14 protein-coding genes and 2 tRNA genes are annotated in these 18,672 nt (G+C 71.6%); 12 read left to right on the top strand and 4 right to left on the bottom strand.

Going from position 1 to position 18,672, the window contains the following annotated elements:
• Positions 1-137 precede the first annotated feature (137 nt).
• From H9652_RS12600 to H9652_RS12590, 3 genes are all read left to right on the top strand, one after another.
• Positions 138-1,127 carry a carbohydrate ABC transporter permease gene (locus H9652_RS12600; protein WP_191796559.1) on the top strand — a complete coding sequence of 330 codons (990 nt, stop codon included), beginning with the start codon at positions 138-140 and terminating at the stop codon, positions 1,125-1,127.
• A complete protein-coding gene (locus H9652_RS12595; RefSeq protein WP_191796558.1) occupies positions 1,124-2,062 on the top strand; it encodes a carbohydrate ABC transporter permease in 939 nt (312 codons plus the stop codon). Before H9652_RS12600 ends, H9652_RS12595 begins: the two co-directional genes overlap by 4 nt.
• 262 nt (positions 2,063-2,324) lie before the next feature.
• Positions 2,325-3,218, top strand: coding sequence for an EamA family transporter (locus H9652_RS12590; RefSeq protein ID WP_318244150.1), 894 nt, complete (start codon positions 2,325-2,327; stop codon positions 3,216-3,218).
• Between the two features lie 31 nt (positions 3,219-3,249).
• Here the strand turns inward: H9652_RS12590 and H9652_RS12585 are convergent, their stop codons facing one another.
• Together H9652_RS12585 and H9652_RS12580 are read right to left on the bottom strand one after the other, a co-directional pair.
• Complete coding sequence (locus H9652_RS12585; protein ID WP_225228177.1) at positions 3,250-3,909, bottom strand: bacterial proteasome activator family protein; 660 nt, start codon at positions 3,907-3,909, stop codon at positions 3,250-3,252.
• Positions 3,910-3,970: 61 nt separating this feature from the next.
• Positions 3,971-4,993 (bottom strand): NAD(P)H-quinone oxidoreductase, encoded by a 1,023-nt coding sequence (locus tag H9652_RS12580; RefSeq protein ID WP_225228176.1) that lies wholly within the window; start codon positions 4,991-4,993, stop codon positions 3,971-3,973.
• Positions 4,994-5,170: 177 nt separating this feature from the next.
• On the opposite strand from H9652_RS12580, the gene H9652_RS12575 reads away from it, so the two are divergent.
• The 9 genes from H9652_RS12575 to H9652_RS12535 all read left to right on the top strand — a co-directional run bounded on the left by H9652_RS12575 (position 5,171) and on the right by H9652_RS12535 (position 16,173).
• Positions 5,171-8,941, top strand: coding sequence for a sensor histidine kinase (locus H9652_RS12575; RefSeq protein WP_191796556.1), 3,771 nt, complete (start codon positions 5,171-5,173; stop codon positions 8,939-8,941).
• A 40-nt stretch (positions 8,942-8,981) separates the two neighbouring features.
• Positions 8,982-9,431: a roadblock/LC7 domain-containing protein gene (locus H9652_RS12570; RefSeq protein ID WP_030151141.1), complete on the top strand. Its 450-nt coding sequence runs from the start codon at positions 8,982-8,984 to the stop codon at positions 9,429-9,431.
• Between the two features lie 10 nt (positions 9,432-9,441).
• Complete coding sequence (locus tag H9652_RS12565; RefSeq protein WP_030151140.1) at positions 9,442-9,858, top strand: DUF742 domain-containing protein; 417 nt, start codon at positions 9,442-9,444, stop codon at positions 9,856-9,858.
• 379 nt (positions 9,859-10,237) lie between these two features.
• Positions 10,238-10,783, top strand: a complete 546-nt coding sequence (locus H9652_RS12560) for a GTP-binding protein (RefSeq protein ID WP_084690016.1) — start codon at positions 10,238-10,240, stop codon at positions 10,781-10,783.
• A 171-nt stretch (positions 10,784-10,954) separates the two neighbouring features.
• Positions 10,955-11,039, top strand: a tRNA-Ser gene (locus H9652_RS12555).
• Between the two features lie 147 nt (positions 11,040-11,186).
• On the top strand, positions 11,187-12,458 hold the full coding sequence (locus H9652_RS12550; protein ID WP_191796555.1) for a threonine/serine exporter family protein: 1,272 nt from the start codon (positions 11,187-11,189) through the stop codon (positions 12,456-12,458).
• Positions 12,459-12,528: 70 nt separating this feature from the next.
• Positions 12,529-13,224, top strand: coding sequence for a TetR/AcrR family transcriptional regulator (locus H9652_RS12545; protein WP_191796554.1), 696 nt, complete (start codon positions 12,529-12,531; stop codon positions 13,222-13,224).
• A gap of 40 nt (positions 13,225-13,264) precedes the next feature.
• A complete protein-coding gene (locus H9652_RS12540; protein WP_191796553.1) occupies positions 13,265-15,889 on the top strand; it encodes an MMPL family transporter in 2,625 nt (874 codons plus the stop codon).
• A gap of 195 nt (positions 15,890-16,084) precedes the next feature.
• A tRNA-Ser gene (locus H9652_RS12535) sits at positions 16,085-16,173 on the top strand.
• Between the two features lie 177 nt (positions 16,174-16,350).
• Here H9652_RS12535 and H9652_RS12530 read toward each other — a convergent pair.
• Positions 16,351-17,715 (bottom strand): FtsX-like permease family protein, encoded by a 1,365-nt coding sequence (locus H9652_RS12530; RefSeq protein ID WP_191796552.1) that lies wholly within the window; start codon positions 17,713-17,715, stop codon positions 16,351-16,353.
• Positions 17,712-18,551: an ABC transporter ATP-binding protein gene (locus H9652_RS12525; RefSeq protein WP_225228175.1), complete on the bottom strand. Its 840-nt coding sequence runs from the start codon at positions 18,549-18,551 to the stop codon at positions 17,712-17,714. The genes H9652_RS12530 and H9652_RS12525 overlap by 4 nt, the downstream gene beginning before the upstream one ends.
• Positions 18,552-18,672: the final 121 nt, after the last annotated feature.

Below are 18,672 nucleotides of genomic sequence, written 5' to 3'. Positions count from 1 at the left end.
CCCCCGCGCGGCCCCCCGGCTCAGCACGTCTCCGCAGGCGACCGAGCAACAGCGCACCACCCCACCCGCCGGTCCACGACCGCGGGTGACCGAACCGCCCCAGCCCGCCGACGCCGTCGGGCAGACCGGAGGCCCTCATGGACTTCTTCACCACACCGGAGACCACCGCCGAGAAGCTCGGCCTGATGGTCTTCGCGATGCTCCTCTTCGTCGTCGTGATGGGAGGCCTGCTCTTCGCGGTCGACAAGCCAAAACGCGTCCCGCGCTGGGTCGTCGTCCTGTGCTTCCTCGGGCCGGCCGTCCTGCTCGTCGTGGGCGGGCTCGTCTATCCCGGCGTCCTCACGATCATCTCGTCCTTCAAGAACCGCACGGGAGCGGAGTGGGTCGGCCTCGACAACTACGTCACGGCGTTCACGACCGACCAGTTCCAGATCGTGCTGCGCAACACCGCGGTCTGGGTCATCCTCGTGCCCATCGTCTCGACGTTCATCGGCCTCGTGTACGCCGTGCTCGTCGACCGCACCCGGTTCGAGAAGCTCGCCAAGGCCCTGGTCTTCCTGCCCATGGCCATCTCCATGGTGGGAGCGTCGATCATCTGGAAGTTCGTCTACGAGTACCGCCCCGACCAGGCGAACATCCAGCAGACCGGTCTGCTCAACCAGCTCCTCGTGTGGATCGGCATCCCCCCGCAGCAGTTCCTCATCAACCAGCCGACCAACACGCTGTTCCTCATCGTCGTCATGATCTGGATCCAGACCGGGTTCGCGATGACGATCCTGTCCGCCGCCATCAAGGCCATCCCCGACGACATCGTCGAGGCCGCGCGCCTCGACGGGCTCCACGGCGTCGGGATGTTCCGGTACATCACCGTGCCCAGCATCCGGCCCGCGCTCGTCGTGGTCATCACGACCATCGCCATGGGCACGCTCAAGGTCTTCGACATCGTCCGGACCATGACGGGCGGCCAGTTCGGGACGTCCGTCGTGGCGAACGAGTTCTACACGCAGAGCTTCCGCCAGGCCAACGAAGGACTGGGGGCCGCGCTCGCGGTCATCCTGTTCGTCCTCGTCATCCCGATCGTGGTCTACAACGTCCGCCAGCTCCGCCTCTCCGAGGAGGTCCGATGACCGCCGTCCCGCCCACGCTGCCCGCATCCGTCGACGCGGAGGCGTCGAAGGACATCCAGCGCGTCGGCAAGCTCTCGCGCGCCGAACGACGGGCCATCGCCGTCAAGGGCAAGCTCAGCTCACCGTGGGCGTCCGGCCTCGCGATCATCATCGCGATCCTGTGGACGATCCCGTCGATCGGCCTCCTCGTCACGTCCTTCCGTCCCGCCCTCGACATCCGCCGCTCCGGCTGGTGGACCACCTTCAGCGACCCCCAGTTCACGCTCGACAACTACAACGACGTCCTCTTCGGCTCCGCCGACCTCGCGTCGTTCTTCGTCAACTCGATCGTCATCACGCTCCCCGCGGTCGTCATCCCCATCTCGATCGCGCTGCTGGCCGCCTACGCGTTCGCGTGGATCGACTTCAAGGGACGCAACCTGCTGTTCGTCGCGGTGTTCGCGCTGCAGATCGTGCCCATCCAGATCACGCTCATCCCGCTCCTCGCGGCCTACGTCGACGCCGACATCAACGGCACGTTCTGGACCGTGTGGCTGTCCCACTCGATCTTCGCGCTGCCCCTCGCGATCTTCCTCCTGCACAACTTCATGAAGGAGATCCCCTCGTCCCTCATCGAGGCCGCGCGCATGGACGGCGCGGGGCACGTCAAGATCTTCTTCCAGGTCCTCATGCCGCTGCTCGTCCCGGCCATCGCGTCGTTCGCGATCTTCCAGTTCCTGTGGGTGTGGAACGACCTCCTCGTCGGCCTCACGTTCGCCAACCAGGACTCACGCCCGCTGACCGTCGCGGTCGCCGACCTCGCCGGGACGCGCGGCAACGCCTGGCACCTGCTCACCGCCGGAGCGTTCGTGTCGATGATCGTGCCGCTCATCGTGTTCCTGGCGCTGCAGCGGTACTTCGTGCGAGGCCTCCTGGCGGGTTCCGTCAAGGGGTGAGGTCCTTGCTCCGCCCCCGCTCGACGGCTGTGGGGCCATCCCGCCCTGGTGTCGTCGTGGGCTCACAGGGGGTGATGGTGCGTGCGGGGGACTCCTGGAGCGGTCGGGGTGCTGTTCGTCGCCCGACGGCGGTGCTCGGCTCCGGTCGCCGCGTCGCCTGCGCGTGGGCCGCTTCGAGCGGCCCGACGGCGTCACCCGGCACCCCGGACGGGCCCGGTTCCGGCTGTCCCGGGGGCTGCTCGCGGCGACGTAGGGTCGTCTCGTGTCTTCGCGTCCCGGTCGTGCCCTCGGCAGCGTGGCGGGCCGCGTCCCGCCGCCCGCCCTCTTCGTCGTCTCGGGGCTGACCCAGTACCTCGGTGCCGCGATCGCGGTCGGGCTGTTCGCCGTCGTCGGGGCGCCCGAGGTCGCCTGGCTGCGCATCGTCGTGGCCGCCGTGCTGCTGCTCGCCTGGCGCCGCCCCTGGCGGCAGCGCTGGACCTGGCGGACGCTCGCGTGGGCCGCGGTGTTCGGCGTCGCGCTCGCCGCGATGAACGTGACGTTCTACGTCGCGATCGATCACCTGCCCCTCGGTTCTGCGGTCGCGATCGAGTTCATCGGCCCCGTGGCCGTCGCGGCGATCACCGGGCGTGGCTGGCGCGAGCGCGGCGGCATCGCCGTCGCGGCCGTCGGCGTCGTGCTCCTGGCGGGCGTGACCCTGACGTCGGACATCCCGCGGGAGGACGTCGTGATCGGGCTCGTCGCGATCGGCATCGCAGCCGCCTGCTGGGCCGCGTACATCCTGCTGGGGCGTCGCGTCGCGCTGGCCGGGTCCGGGGTCACGTCGCTGTCCGTGGCGATGACCGCGGGGGCGCTCGTGTTCGCGCCGTTCCTCGCGCCGTCGTCGGGAGCCGTGCTCGAGGACTGGCAGCTGCTGCTCGCGGTCGTCGGGATCGCGGTCTGCTCGTCCGTCGTGCCCTACGTGCTCGAACAGCTCATCCTGCGGCGCGTCAGCGCGGCGACGTTCTCGGTGCTCCTCGCGATGCTGCCGGCGACCGCGGTGGTGATCGGCGCCGTCGTGCTGCAGCAGTTCCCCTCGTGGCTCGAGCTCGTCGGCCTGCTGCTCGTCTCCGGCGCGATCGCGATGACCGCCCAGCGGACCGACCCGCCGCCCGCGTAGCCCTCACCTGGGCGGGGCGGCGGGACGGTCCTCAGAGGTACTGGCCGGGAGACGGGCGGGAGTCGTCCCCCTCGCGCTGCGCGGGGTGCCCAGGGTGCCCGGGCTGCCCCGGCATGCCCGGGACCGGGATCGCCCCCGGGGGCAGGGCACGGCGGATCTGCGAGAGCTGCGCCTGCGCGGCCATCTGCTGCGCCACCAGAGCGGTCTGGATGCCGTGGAACAGCCCCTCAAGCCACCCCACGAGCTGTGCCTGCGCGACGCGCAGCTCGGCGTCGGACGGCACGGCGTCGTCGGTGAAGGGCAGCGAGATGCGGTGCAGCTCCGCGACGAGCTCGGGCGAGAGGCCCTCCTCGAGCTCCTTGAGCGACCGCTCGTGGATCTCGGCGAGCCTGCTGCGGGCCGCCTCGTCGAGCGGTGAGTCGCGCACCTCCTCGAGCAGCCGCTTGATCATGCCGCCGATCCGCATGACCTTCGCGGGCTCCTCGACGGCCGCGCCCGGGTCACGCTCCTCGCCTGCCGTGTCCTGGCCCACGTCGTCCCGCGGCGGGACCTCGCTCCCGTCGGGGGCGATGACCGTGTATCCGCGCCTCGCCCCGTCGTCCGAGTCCGCGCCCTGCTCCCGCCCGCGCTCCGGGGGCGCGGGCTGCTCGGACGGTTCGGGGGACAGGTCGCCTCGTGCGTCGTCGCTCATGGACCCAGTCTGTCCCGAACGGTCGCCGAGCGCGACGGCCGGGCCGTTCACGGCGCGAGGCTCACGGCACGAGGAGGACCTTGCCGAACACCTCGCCCGACTCCATGAGGCGGTGGGCGTCCGCCGCCCGGTCGAGCGGCAGCCGCGCGTGGACCACCGGCCGCACCTGCCCGCCCTCGACCAAGGGCCACACGTGCGTCAGGACGTCCCGGACCAGCCGGGCCTTCTCCTGCGCGGGCCGTGCGCGCAACGTGGTCCCCGCGACGGTCGCGCGCTTGGCGAGCAGGACGCCCAGGTCGAGCTCGCCGCGGCGCCCCTTCTGCATGCCGATCACCACCAGCCGCCCGCCCGTGGCGAGCGCCCGGAGGTTGTCGTCCAGGTACGCCGCCCCGACGACGTCGAGCACCACGTCGGCGCCTGTGCCGTCCGAGGCCTCGCGCACCGCTGCGACGAAGTCCTGCGTGCGGTGGTCGACGGCGACGTCGGCTCCCAGCGTGAGGCAGCGGGCCACGCGCTCCGGTCCGCCCGCAGTCGTGACGACGCGCGCGCCGAGCGCTGCGCCGATCTGCGTCGCGACCGATCCGACGCCACCCGACCCGCCGTGCACGAGCAGGACGTCGCCGCGGGCGAGGTGGCCCACGTCGACCAGGTTGCTCCACGCGGTGCACACGGCCTCGGGGAGGGCCGCGCCGTCGACGAGCGAGACGCCGCTCGGCAGGGGGAGCACCTGGGACGCGCGGACGCAGACCTTCTCCGCGTATCCGCCCCCGTCCAGGAGGGCGACGACCTCGTCGCCGACGTCCCACCCTGTGAGACGCGACCCGACGGACGAAATCACCCCAGAAACCTCGAGACCCGGCCATACCGGCGCACCCGCTGGCGGGGGGTACTTTCCGGCACGTTGTAGCAGGTCAGCAGGGTTCACGCCACTCGAGACGACGTCGATCAGCACCTCGTCCGGACCCGGGACGGGGTCAGGGAGGTCGGACACGGTGAGTTCCCCTGGGCCACCCGGGGCGGCTATCGTGACGGCTCGCACGCGAAAGACACTACGGCCTCGTCGACGAGGACGGGTGTCGGGCATCGTCGGAATCCTCCACGAAGCCTCCGGCTTGCCCTGGATGACCGGATTAGGTCCCTGGGGCAAGTGCACCGATAGTTAGTACGCACGTCTGGCGAGTGGGGGATGGTCGCAGCCGACCGGACCTCACGACGATCCGCTGGTCACAGGGTATGGAGAGAGGTTCGTATGCTCCGCAGGTTGAGCGTTCGCGGGAAGATCCTTGCGGCACTCGCGCTGCCTGTCTTCGTCCTGTTCCTGGCCGCAACGGTCTTCTCGGTTCAGGCGATCAACGAGGCGCGCGTGGCCAACCAGACCGTCGCCCTGGTGGAGGCCTTCGCCTCCCAGGACGTCGCCGGGAAGGCCGTCGCCGCCGAGCGCGCCGCAGAGCTCCAGCGGGTGCGTGGCGTCGAGAACGCCGACGCGCTGGTCGAGGCCGCCCGCGCCGAGACCGACAAGGCGCTCGACCGACGTGACCGCATGTACGGCGACGTCAAGATGTCCATGCTGGACCCCCGCGTGTCCCGGGCCGTCGACGCGACGGTCAAGGACCGCGCCGAGCTGGACGCGCTCCGCAAGAAGATCGACAACCAGACGATCCAGGAGCTCGGCTTCACGTCGTCGTACAACACCCTGATCGACGACGCGCTCGACGTCCCCCGCGTGCTGGCCGACACGGCGCAGGACCGGGGCCTGGCACAGGTGCTCGACGCGTACGTCGCGTCGAACGTGCTCATGAGCCAGGTCGCGCTCGAGCTCCCGGTCGTCTCGTTCCTCTTCCAGGACATCGCCCAGGACCAGGCGAACGGCGGCGAGGTCACGCAGGGGGTCCGCGAGGACGCCCAGCGTGCCGCCCGACTCGTCAGCGAGGGAGAGACCAAGGCCGCGGCCGCCCGCAAGGAGGTGCGCGAGCTGCGCACCGGGCTCGCGATCCCGTCCCCGCTCGGTTCCTACGTCAACCTGCGCAACTCGCTCGCCGCCAACGCCGCGGTCGGTGTGACGAACAAGGAGGACTGGGCCACGGCCTCCGCCAACGACCTCGCGGACATCACCCCGGTCCGTGACGAGGTCCGCAAGGACGCCGGCGAGACCGCGTCGGACATCGCGGCCGCGGCCGTGACGCGAGCCGTCCTGACGATCCTCGTGACCCTCGTCGCGTTCGGCGCCAGCATCCTCGTGGCCGGTGCCATCGCCCGCCAGATCGTGAACCCGCTGCGTCGCCTCACGAGCGCGGCCCAGGACGTCCGGGACCAGCTGCCGCGCATGGTCGAGCAGGTCTCGGTGCCGGGCCAGGGCCCGGGCATCAACATCCAGCCCATCACGGTCGAGTCGAGCGACGAGGTCGGTCAGCTCGCGAACGCGTTCAACGACGTGAACTCCACGACGATCCAGGTGGCCCGCGAGCAGGCGGCCCTGCGTGGCTCGATCGCCGAGATGTTCGTCAACGTGGCTCGTCGCGACCAGGTGCTGCTCAACCGCCAGCTGGCGTTCCTCGACGACCTCGAGCGATCCGAGGAAGACGCGAACACGCTGTCGAACCTCTTCCGCCTGGACCACCTCGCGACCCGGATGCGCCGCAACGCCGAGTCCCTCCTCGTGCTCGCAGGCATCGACTCGGGCCGTCGCGTCCGGCAGCCCATGCCGGCCTCCGACGTCATCCGTACGGCGTCGTCCGAGATCGAGCTGTACGACCGCGTCCGGCTGAACCTCGTCGTCGACCCGCTGATGCTGGGGCACAACGCGCTCAACGCGGCACACCTCATCGCCGAGCTCCTCGAGAACGCGACGATGTTCTCCGAGCCGCACACGCCCGTCGAGGTCAGCACGGCGCGCGACGAGCGGTTCGTCAAGATCATCATCCGCGACCACGGTCTGGGCATGACGCCCGAGGAGATCGTCGAGGCGAACCGCAAGGTCAACGCGCACGCCGCCTCGGACGTCGTGGGTTCGCAGCGACTGGGCCTGTACGTGGTCGGGCGCATCTCCGACCGCCTCGGCGCGAGCGTCACGTTCGAGCGCGCACCCGAGGGCGCAGGCACCCTCGTCACGGTCAGCTTCCCCAACGTCCTGTTCGTGCCGGACTCGAACGTCCCGCTGCCGATGCCGACCGACCCGCTGGACAACCGCACGCAGGTCGCGGCGAACCAGCTCTCCGCGCCTCCCGCGCAGCCGTCGGCCCCCGTCTACTCGGGCCCGGCCACGACCACGACACCGCAGATCGACAACGACGCTCCCGTCGCGATCCCGGTCGACCTCGCGGCCCTGACCGACGGCGCGACCTCGACCGGCATGCCCCGTCGTCGCTCGCGCGGCATGGACCCCGCCGGGTCCGCGCCGAGCGCCTCGTTCGTCCCCGGTCCGCAGACCGGCTCGATCGTCCTGCCGCCGCTCGCGACGCCGTCGCTCCCGCTCGACCTGCCGGCCGCTCCCGAGGCATGGTCCCCGCCCGAGGGCGTGGCCTCGTCGGGCAGTTCGCTCCCGAGCCGGGCACGCGCCGCGAGCCCTGCGGAGACCACCGGGGTCATGCCGCCCGTGCAGCCTCAGTCGGCCGAGATCCCCGTGCTCGACGTGAGCACCCGCTCGGCCATGTTCTCGAGCTTCCGCGCCCTCGGTGCGGCGGACACGTCCACGTCGGAGCAGCAGGCCGTCGAGCTCGACGCCGCGCCGGACGTGTCGGCGACCGACATCTCCGTCCCGGACTTCGTGCCCGACGACGGCACGTGGGCCCCGCAGTTCGCGATCGAGCCGCTCGCACCAGCAGAGGCTCCCGTCCAGGGCGTCGAGGCGCCCGAGGCCGCGACGCATTTCGTGAGCGAGCAGACGTCCGTCGAGGCCCCCCAGCCCGAGCTCCCGCAGCGCACGCCGCCGGTCGTGAACGAGTCGCCGGTCACCGAGACCTCCGTGGCCTCGGCGGCCCCCGCGCCCGACCTCCCGCAGCGCACGGCGCAGGCGCCGCAGGCCCCGGTCCACGACGTTCCCGCGGTTCCGGCCAGCACGTACCAGGCCCCGGTCCAGCAGCAGCCCGTGCAGCAGTACCGCGAGCCGCAGGCCTACGCGCCGCAGCCGGTCCAGGAGCAGCAGCCGGTCCAGCCGGTCCAGCAGCAGGCTCCCGCAGCGCAGGCCCCGCACGAGCCGGAGGCTCGGGAGGAGATCCCGGAGGAGCTCTCGTTCGAGGCGCTCCCCAGGTTCGAGGACCTCATGGCCGACCTCCCGACGCGCAGGTCGTTGCGAGAGAGCCAGGCGCGCAAGCGCGGCATCTTCAACCGGCGACCCCGCACGGGTGCGATGCCCGTCGTGACGCCGTCGGCCGCAGCGCTCGCGTCGCAGCCGGCAGGTTCCGCACCGCACACGCAGCAGCCGATGGCCTTCCAGCAGCCGGCGCCGGTCGAGCAGGCCGCTCCGGTCCAGCAGGCGGCTCCCGTCCAGCAGCCGGTCGCGTACCAGCACCCCGCTGCGCCGACCGCGTTCGCCCCGCCGCAGGCGCCGGCAGCGGCTCCGACCACGGGCCACGAGTCCGCGGGTGCGCCGGCCGGTTCGACGCCGCTCGTGCGTCGCCCTGCGCCCGAGCCGATCGAGCCGCTGGACCCGGGCTACGTGTCGGACTCGGTCGAGGCTCGCTCGGACTGGATCGCCTCGGCGGTCCTCTACGAGGAGATGTCGACGCTGCTGCGCAACGGTCCGGAGGTCCAGGGCAAGGCGTACGCCGACTCCGCGGGGACGTACAGCCCCCAGGAACGTTCGGACGTGACGAGCTCGGGCCTGACTCGTCGGGCTCGGACCGTGAACCGCGAGGAGTACGTCGACCGGTTCACGGCGAAGATCGATCGTGATCCGGAGCAGCTGCGGGCACGCCTCGCAGCCTTCCAGTCGGCGACCGCACGGGGACGGGTCGAGGCCGACGACGAGACAGGTTCGACGCAACCTGCCTCGCACGGCAATGATGTCCCCGACTCAGCGCCGCAGTCGCGGTGACGTACAGCTCGCGATCTGTGGCAACTGACAAGGAGGAAGTGTGAACGCGCTCAGCACCGAAGCAACCAATTTCGGGTGGTTGCTCGACAACTTCGTGCGGACCGTCCCGGGAAGCCGGCACACGCTGGTGGTGTCGGCCGACGGCCTGCTCATGGCGATGTCGGACCAGCTCGACCGCACGAGCGGCGACCAGCTCGCGGCGATCGTGTCCGGCATGTCGAGCCTGACCCGCGGTGCGGCCCGCCAGCTCAACGGGGGCAACGTCCGCCAGTCGATCGTCGAGATGGACAACGGTTTCCTCTTCCTCATGAACGTCTCGAACGGGTCGGTCCTCGGCGTCGTCGCCGAGTCGACGTGCGACATCGGGCTGATCGGCTACGAGATGGCGCTCCTCGTCTCCCGCACCGAGGCGACGTTGACGCCTCAGCTCATCTCGGAGATGCGCGGTAGCCTGCCCGTTGACGGAGCAACACGAGCCCCGGTGGGATGAGGACAGGTCGATGACGAACGCACCTTTTGGCAGCTTGGGAGCGCACAGCTCGGACTCGTACGAGGCCGCGACGGTGCGTCCGTACGCGGTGACCGGTGGACGTGTCCGCTCGGCGACCTCGGACCTCCCGCTCGAGGCGCTGGTCGAGGTGATGCCGGGTGCTGTGAACAGCTACGGCCTGCCTCCTGAGAAGCGTGCGATCCTCCAGCACGCCGCGCACAACTACGTGTCGATCGCCGAGCTCTCGGCGCTCCTGCGGATGCCCCTGGGCGTCACCCGCATCCTGGTCGCCGACCTCGCCGAGGAGAACTACCTCACGGTGCACACGTCGACCCCGCTCAACGTTCACACCGGCCACGGCAGCAGCAACTCGGGACTGTCCCTGAGCATCTTGGAGAGTGTTCTCAATGGCATTTCCACCCTCTGACGGTGCTGCCGGCCAGCCGCAGGCTGCTGGTGGCACCCTGATCACGGGCGCCCCCGGAGCGTCGGCACCCGCCGGTGCACCGGGTCCGTCGTGGGCCCCGGTCGCAGCGCCGGCGGCCGCCGCCGCGCCTGCGTCCGCGGCCCCGTCCGCGGGGTCGCCGTCGGCAGCGCCGGTGCGCCAGAGCGTCCTGGGCGGCCAGCCCGGCAGCGCGCCTGCTGCTGCCCCGCAGGGACAGGCGCCCGTCGCCACGCAGCAGGCTCCGACGGTCCACCAGACGCCTCCGGCCCAGGCGCAGGCGAACCCGGCTCCGACGGCACCGCAGCCTGTCGCCCCGGCGGCCGCCCCCGCCCCGCAGGCCGCGCGCACCGCACCGACGGTCGTGAAGATCGTCGTCGCGGGCGGGTTCGCGGTCGGCAAGACGACCTTCATCGGCTCCATCTCGGACATCGAGCCGCTCAACACCGAGGCCGCGATGACGGAGCACTCGGTGGGCGTCGACGACGCGGGTGGCGTGAGCGACCGCAAGATGACGACCACGGTCGCGATGGACTTCGGTCGTATCGAGCTGCCGGGATCGCTCTGGCTCTACCTGTTCGGCACCCCGGGGCAGGACCGCTTCCTGTTCATGTGGGACGACCTGGTGCGTGGTGCGATCGGTGCCGTCGTGCTCGTCGACACCGACCGTCTGGAGCAGTGCTTCCCGGCGATCGACTACTTCGAGTCGCGTGGCATCCCGTTCGTCGTGGGCGTCAACTGCTTCGACGGCGTGGCCAAGCACAAGCTCGAGGACGTGCGCGAGGCCCTGCAGATCCCTGCTCACGTCCCGATGCTGTACACGGACGCCCGTTCACGTGCGGCGACCAAGCAGACGCTGATCTCGCTCGTGCAGCTCGCGATGCGCCAGCTTCGCTCGGGCGCTGCCTGAACCGATCCTCGGCGACCGCCCCGTGGGGCGTCTCGTACGACGACTCACCGCGCGACGGCGGGCCACCTCTCCAGGGTGACCCGCCGTCGTCGTGGGGGGATCGTGGTGCCCGGCCGGGAGTCCGGGGCATCCGACCGCTCGGACGTGCCAGAATGTGCGTCGGAGCAACCTGGAGGGCTGACAGAGCGGCCTAATGTGACGGTCTTGAAAACCGTTGTTGCGCAAGCAACCGGGGGTTCGAATCCCTCGCCCTCCGCTTCTCGAGAGGCCCTGGACCCGCGCGGTCCGGGGCCTCTCGGCACTCGTGCAGGATTCTGACCGTCCGTCGGGGAGTGTGGACCGGACCGTCTCACCGGACCGGGCCTTGGGTGCACGCGCGCGCCGGACGGGCGATCATGTCGGGGTGACAGCAGACGCGACCGACGAACCGGGCCTGGGGCCGAGCGAGCTGGTGCGGCAGTCGGGGACCGTCCTGAGGGTCGGCCACCTCGCGCTCTCGGCAGGGACCGGCAGCTACCGCGTGAAGTCCCACATGACGCGCGTGGGCCGTGCTCTGGGGCTCGACCGCACCGCGGCGCACGTGACGCTCACCGAGATCACCGCGACGTCCTACCGGGACCGCAACTTCCGCACGGAGGTCGCGGAGGTTCGGGCCATCGGCATCAACTCGGACCGGTTGTCCGAGCTTGAGGTCTACGTCGGCGACCTGCCGGAGCGGGTCACGGCGGCCGAGGTCGACGCCGAGCTCGAACGGATCGCCACCAAGCCGCTGCTCTACGGCGCGTTCCTCAACGCGCTGTGGGCCGCGATCGCCTGTGCGGCGTTCGCGTTCCTCAACAACGGCGGCGTCATCGAGTGCGGCGCGGTGTTCGTCGGGGCGTTCTTCGGACAGATGGTGCGTCGGGCCATGCTGCACAAGGGCATCAACCAGTTCGGCACCACGATGCTCGCGGCGGCCGTGGCCGCGACGGCGTACCTGCTGATCGTCCTCGTCTTCGAGAACCTGATGGGCGTCGCCGGGGGGCACGAGGCGGGCTACGTGTCCGCGGTCCTGTTCCTCGTCCCGGGGTTCGCCCTCGTGACCGCCGCGCTCGACCTCGCAAGGCTCGACTTCTCGGCCGGCATCGCCCGCATGACGTACGCCCTCATGATCCTTGCGTCGGCTGCCCTGGCGGTGTGGGCGATCTCCGCGATCGCGGGGCTCCAGCCCGACCGGCTCCCGCCGCCCGCCCTGGACGAGACGCTGCTCGTGGCGTTGCGCGCGCTCGCGAGCTTCGCGGGGGTGCTCGGCTTCGCGCTGATGTTCAACAGCCCGTGGAAGATGGCCGTGGGTGGGGCGTCGATCGGCATGGTCGCGAACGTCGCGCGCCTCGAGCTCATCGACGCGGGCTTCGCGTCGCAGGCTGCGGCCGCGGCGACCGCCCTGATCGTCGGTGTCCTCGCCGCCTACATCGCGCCTGCCATGAAGGTCCCGCGCATCACGATGTCGGTGCCCGCCGTCGTCATCATGGTGCCGGGCGTGACGGCGTACCGGGCCGTCTACGAGTTCAACAGCGGCGCCACGCTCGAGGCCCTGGCATCGACGGTCGAGGCCGGGCTGGTGATCGTCGCGCTCGCGATCGGGCTCGCGGTGGCCCGGATGCTGACGGACAAGAACTGGACGTTCGAGCGGTAGCAGGCGCGGCCCGTCCAGCCGCTGACCAGTCTTGTTGCACCGAGTGCATCGATGCACTTAGCGTAGAGACATGTCCCTGCCTGCGGTCGATCGTCGTGCTGCGCTCAAGGCCCGCCACCGGCGGGCCATCGTCGACGCCGCCGCGGCCCTGATCGGGGAGTCGGGCGGGACGAGGTTCTCGGTCGACGAGCTCGCGGAGCGTGCCGACGTCTCCCGGCGCACCGTCTTCAACCACTTCGCGTCGCTCGACGACGTCGTGACCGAGGTCTGCAGCGAGGTCGTCGGCGCAGCGCTCGACCGGCTCGACGCCATCGCGTCGGACCAGCAGGTCGGGCGGGACCAGGTGGTCCCGAGGGACCGGCCGGGCGGGGACGGAGCCGACGTCACGCTCTTCGACGAGGTCGCGGACGCCCTGCGCTCGACCGACTTCGTGACTCCCTTGGTCTACCTGACCCGCGTCCTGGGCGACGAGGGTGGCCCCTCGCCCCGGCGCGCCTTCACCCTCATCAAGGTCTTCGCCGACGTGAGCATGCGCCTCACGGCAGCCCTGGCCGCGAGCCACCCCGACGCCGACCCGTTCGACGTCGAGCTCCTCGTCGGCTCGCTCATGAGCGGGCTGATCGTGGTCTACCTCCGCTGGGTCGACGTGACGGGCGCGGTCGACGACCCGGCTGCGCGCGAGGCCTGGACCGACCTGCTCGAACGGCTCCTCGACGCGACCCGGACCGGCCACGAGCCGGTCGCCTCGTCATGCCGCACCCGCTGACCCACCCATCCGCGTACTCGCGCGCAACCGAAGGACTCTCATGGCTGAATTTCTCTACCGCGTCGGCCGCTGGTCGGCGCGACGCGCGAAGACGGTGATCGTCGCGTGGCTCGCGGTCCTCGTCGCGGCGGGCGTGGCGTTCGCGCTGGGCGCGGGCACGCTCGCGACGACCTTCTCGATCCCGGGCACCCCCACGGCCGAGGTGACCGACCGCCTGCAGAGCGACTTCCCCGACGCGTCGGGCGGGACGGGGACCGTCGTCGTCCAGTCGGCCGACGGCGAGGAGCTCACCGCCGCGCAGCAGGACGAGATCGCCGGGCTGGTCGCGGACGCCTCGGAGGTCGACGGCGTCACGGCGGTCATGGACCCCTTCGTGACCGAGGCCGACCGTGCCACGCAGCAGCAGCAGGTGGAGGACGGGCGCGCCCAGGTCGAGGCCGGGCGCACGCAGCTCGAGGCCGGCCAGGCCCAGCTCGACGCGGGCCGTGCTCAGCTGGAGGCCGGCCAGGCTCAGCTCGACGCCGCCCGCGCCCAGGCGGAGGCCGCGGGCATGCTCGCGCAGGCCCAGCCGCAGCTCGACGCGCAGCAGGCGACGATCGACCAGGGGCTCGCGGCGCTCGAGACGCAGCAGACCGCCCTCGACGACGGCGCGAGCCAGCTCGAGGAGCAGAGCGCCCAGCTCGAGCAGGGAGCGACCCTGCTCGACATGGCCTCCGAGATCCGCATGGTCTCCGAGGACGGCACGACCGCGATCGTCATGATCTCGTTCACGGACCCGCAGATGGAGATCCCGCAGGAGACCAAGGACGAGCTCGTCTCGGTCTTCGACACCGCCCCCGCGGACCTCGAGGTGCACCTCTCGGCCGACATGACCATGGGCGCCCCGAGCATCATCGGTGCGGGAGAGATCGTCGGCCTGCTGGTCGCCGCGGTCGTGCTCGTCGTCATGCTCGGCACGCTCATCGGCGCCGGCCTGCCGATCCTGACCGCCCTGATCGGTGTGGGGATCGGCGCGCTCGGTGCGCTGTCCCTGTCCGGGGTCGTCGAGATGGCGTCCGTGACGCCCGTGCTCGGGCTCATGCTCGGGCTGGCGGTCGGGATCGACTACTCGCTCTTCATCGTCAACCGGCACCGTCGACAGCTCAAGGCGGGCGACGAGCTGCACGAGTCGATCGCGCTGGCCAACGGGACGTCGGGCAACGCGGTCGTGTTCGCGGGCACCACGGTGCTCGTGGCGCTGCTCGCCCTCAACGTCACGGGCATCCCGTTCCTGGGACTCATGGGCACCGTCGGCGCGGCCTGCATCGCGATCGCGGTCCTCATCGCCGTGACGCTCACGCCTGCGCTGCTCGGCCTCGTGGGTGAACGGATCCTCAGCAAGAAGGAGCGCGCGCGCCTCGCGGGCACGGCGGTAGGTGGGTCTGGGGCTGCGACGCGCGGCGCGCAGGAGGCCCAGGGGGCCACGTCGGCGCCCGCCGAGATCCGTCCGATGTCGACCGGCTGGGCCGTGGTGCGCGTCGTCGTCGGCATCGCGGCGCTGCTGCTCGTGGCGCTGCCCGCGCTCGACCTGCGGCTCAACCTGCCGGACGGCTCGACCGAGCCGCACGACTCGACGCAGTACCAGGCGTACTCGACGCTCGCCGAGAAGTTCGGCGAGGGCCAGAACGGGACGCTGCTCGTCGTCGCCGACCTGCCTGCCGTCGAGGCAGGGTCTGAGGCCGAGGCTGCCGTCGACTCGATGACGGCCCAGGTGGAGATCGCACAGACGCTCTTCGACCAGGAGGACGTCGTGGCCGTCGCGCCCATCGGAACGTCCGAGGACGGAACGGTCGCGGCGTTCCAGGTGGTGCCCGCCGAGGGGCCCACGAGCGAGTCGACCGAGGAGCTCGTGCACACGCTGCGCGACATGTCGCCGATCGACGGGACGTACGAGATCGGCGTCGCGGGCTCGGCGAGCGGCAACGTCGACATCTCGGAGAAGCTCGCGTCCGCGCTGCCGGTCTACCTCGCGGTCGTGGTCGGCCTGTCGCTGATCATCCTGGTCCTGGTGTTCCGGTCGATCTTCGTCCCGGTCATCGCGACGCTCGGCTTCATCCTGTCGTACTTCGCCGCCCTCGGCGGGGTCGTCGCGATCTACCAGTGGGGCTGGCTGGGCGGCGTGTTCGGCGTCGAGAGCCCCGGCCCGATCCTGAACTTCCTGCCGACCATCCTGGTCGGCATCCTGTTCGGGCTCGCGATGGACTACATGCTCTTCCTCGGGTCGGGCATGCGTGAGGCGTACGCGCACGGCGCGCCGGCGCGCATCGCGGTCGTGCAGGGCGTCCGGGCCGGTCGCTCGGTCGTGACGGCCGCGGCGATCATCATGATCGCGGTGTTCGGCGGCTTCATCTTCTCGCACAGCGCGATGATCCGGCCGATCGGCTTCGCGCTCGCCTTCGGTGTGCTCGTCGACGCGTTCGTGATCCGCATGATGGTCGTGCCCGCGCTCATGCACCTCGCGGGGGACAAGGCGTGGTGGCTGCCGCGCTGGCTCGACAAGATCCTGCCCGACGTCGACGTCGAGGGGGCCTCGCTCGAGCGGCGCCACCCGCACGAGGCCGCCGGTGCCGCGGAGGCCGCTCCCGAGGACGACCTCGACAAGGACACCGCGAGCGTCCGGGGCTGACGCCCGCGGGTGCGGGCCCGTCGTGACACGGTCGGAGCCGTCCTCCTCACCGCGAGGAGGGCGGCTCCGGCGGTCGTCCGGCGTGCGCTCCGGGGCAGGAGGCGGCGGAGCGTGTACCCCTCTCGCCACCCTGTTTTGCTCCGCAGTGCCCCGAGAAGGTAGCCTTGCGACGCTCGGTGCCTAGCATCCGAGCATGGAGACGTCGCATAGTCAGGTCTAGTGCGCCACCCTGCTAAGGTGGTAACGGGGCAACCCGTTCGAGGGTTCAAATCCCTCCGTCTCCGCTCAGGAAGGTCCCGGCTGCGTCAGGCCCGGGGCCTTTTCTGTTGCCCGGAACAGCGCACCGAGGCGACGCCCCGAGACCTCACCCCCCGCACACCGCGGCCCGACGGCGGGACGTGAGCTCCGCCGTCGGGCGCTGGTGGGCGCGGCGCGAGCCCGGGATCGGCTACCGCGTGACGTCAGGCCGCCATGGCCGACCGCACCACGAACCGGGACGCGGCCGCGCCGGCCAGCACGAGCGCCGAGGCTCCCGCGACGCACGCCAGGAACTGCAGCATCACGTCGACGTTCGCGAACGCGTTGAGCCCGATGATCGGTGCCATGAACATCAGGGCGCCCGTCGTCGCGAGGCCGACGCTCGCCACGAGCGGGATCACGGTCTCGCGCAGGCGCGCCTTGTCGAGGGTCTTGAGGTCGGTGCCCGCGAGGGTCAGCGCGCGGTACTCGCCGCGTTGGTCGATCACGCGCCCCGCCTGCATGACTCCCGTCGACACCGCGGCCAGCACGCCCGCGATCGCGAGCGTGAGGAAGCCGCCCGTCTTGAGGTCGCCCATGAACTGGGCCTCGCTCGCGTCGGCGCCCATGCTCGGGTCGAAGAGCGCGAAGATGCTCGTCATGCCCGCGATGAACGTCGCGAGCGCGACCCCGCCCACCGAGCGCCACGCCGTCTTGGGCGAGTCGACGATGCGACGGCCCGCGAGGAGCGTCGGCACCCCCTTCGCGCGGTGAGCAGTGATCCGCCCCACGACCCAGATGACGAACGGGCCGACGACGTTGAGCGTCGCGAACCCGGCCACGAGGACCAGCACGAGGATCGTGATCCCCACGGCGTCGCTGCCGAACGACACGTTCGTCGCGACGATCATGGCGACGAAGGCCAGCCCCATGCTGATCAGGCGCACGGCCTTCATGCCGGGCGGGGTCACGCGGGCCGCGACGCCCAGGGGCGTGATCGCGACCCGGCGTAGCGAGACGGCCGCCGAGAACAGGGCGACGAGCACGACGCCCACGACCGCGAGCAGCAGCGCGGGCACGCCGACCCACAGCTCGGAGATCTCGAACGTGCGGCCCTGGAAGCGCAGCTGTGCGACCAGCGGCAGCAGGGCCGCGTAGCCCACGAGTCCCACCAGGGCGCCCACGAGCGCCTGTGCGGCAGCGTCGAGGACCGTCAGGGTCCCGACCTGCCCGGTCGTCGCCCCGGCCAGGCGCAGCGACGCCAGCCGGGCGTCTCGACGGGCCACGGCGAGACGGGCCGCCGCCCCGCCCAGCGTGACGAGGGGGATGAGCAGGAGGAGTGCGGCGACGGCCGCGAAGACCGGGTACTGGACGTCGTACGAGGTGACGTCGGCCCCCGTCCCGTCCCTCATGCCCTCGATCCCGCCGGCACGCCCCAGGAAGGCCCCCACGCCGCCGACGACGACGAGCAGGATCGCGGTCGTCGCGGCGAACGCGATGATCGCCAGGACGTTGGTCAGCCCCTGGGGGTCGCGGCTGTCGGAGCTGCGGCGGCGCAGGAGCCACCACAGGTCGAGGGTGGCCTTCATCGGGCCGCTCCCTGCGTGGGGTCGTGCTGCGCCGCGGGTGCGCCGTTCGCGGGGTGCGCGGCCATCGCGGCGCGCGTGGCGCCCTCGGGCACCTGGGCCTGCGGGGAGGCCTGTCGTGCGGGAGCCGCGTGGAACTCGCCCGAGATGCGGCCGTCGCGCATCGTGACCGTGCGCGAGCAGTAGCGGGCCACGCCCGCGTCGTGCGTGACGATCACGAGCGCCGCGCCCGACGCCTGGACAGCGGCCGTGAGGACCGACAGGACCTCGGCCCCCGTGCCCTGGTCGAGCGCGCCCGTGGGCTCGTCGGCGAACCCGACGCCGGGCGACCCGACGAGGGCGCGCGCGATCGCGACGCGCTGGGCCTGGCCGCCCGAGAGCTCGCCCGGCCGGCGCTGCTCCATGCCGGCCAGGCCCAGGTGCGCGAGCCAGGCCGCCGCGACCTGCGTGGCCTCGGCGCGCGGGGTGCCCGCGAGCATGAGCGGCAGGGCGGCGTTCTCGACCGCGGGGAGCTCGGGCAGGAGCTGGCCCGACTGGAACACGAAGCCGAAGTCCTGGCGGCGCAGGGCCGTGCGACGGCCCTCGCTCAGGGTCGTCAGGTCCTCACCGCGCCAGGACACCGTGCCCGACGTGGGCTTGACGATCCCCGCGAGGCAGTGCAGGAGCGTCGTCTTGCCCGAGCCGGAAGGGCCCATGATGGCGACGGACTCGCCGGGGGAGACCGTGAGGGAGACGCCCGCGAGGGCGTGCGTGGCGGTGTGGTCGGTGCCGTAGACCTTCGTCAGCCCGGAGGCGACGAGGGGCGAGCCGGTCGAGGGGGCAGGGCCGAGGTTCGTCATGCTCCCATCCTTCGGCGAGGACGGGGTGCGCCGCGTCCGGCCGTGGTGGGGACCTGCCCGACGGCGCGTCATGCCCTGGGGGGACCGGTCGCCGTCCTCGCGGTGTACGCCCGACGGCGCG

It is taken from the genome of Oerskovia rustica, from assembly GCF_014836555.1.
GTDB lineage: Bacteria > Actinomycetota > Actinomycetes > Actinomycetales > Cellulomonadaceae > Oerskovia > Oerskovia rustica.
This window is presented reverse-complemented; position numbering and strand designations above follow the sequence as displayed.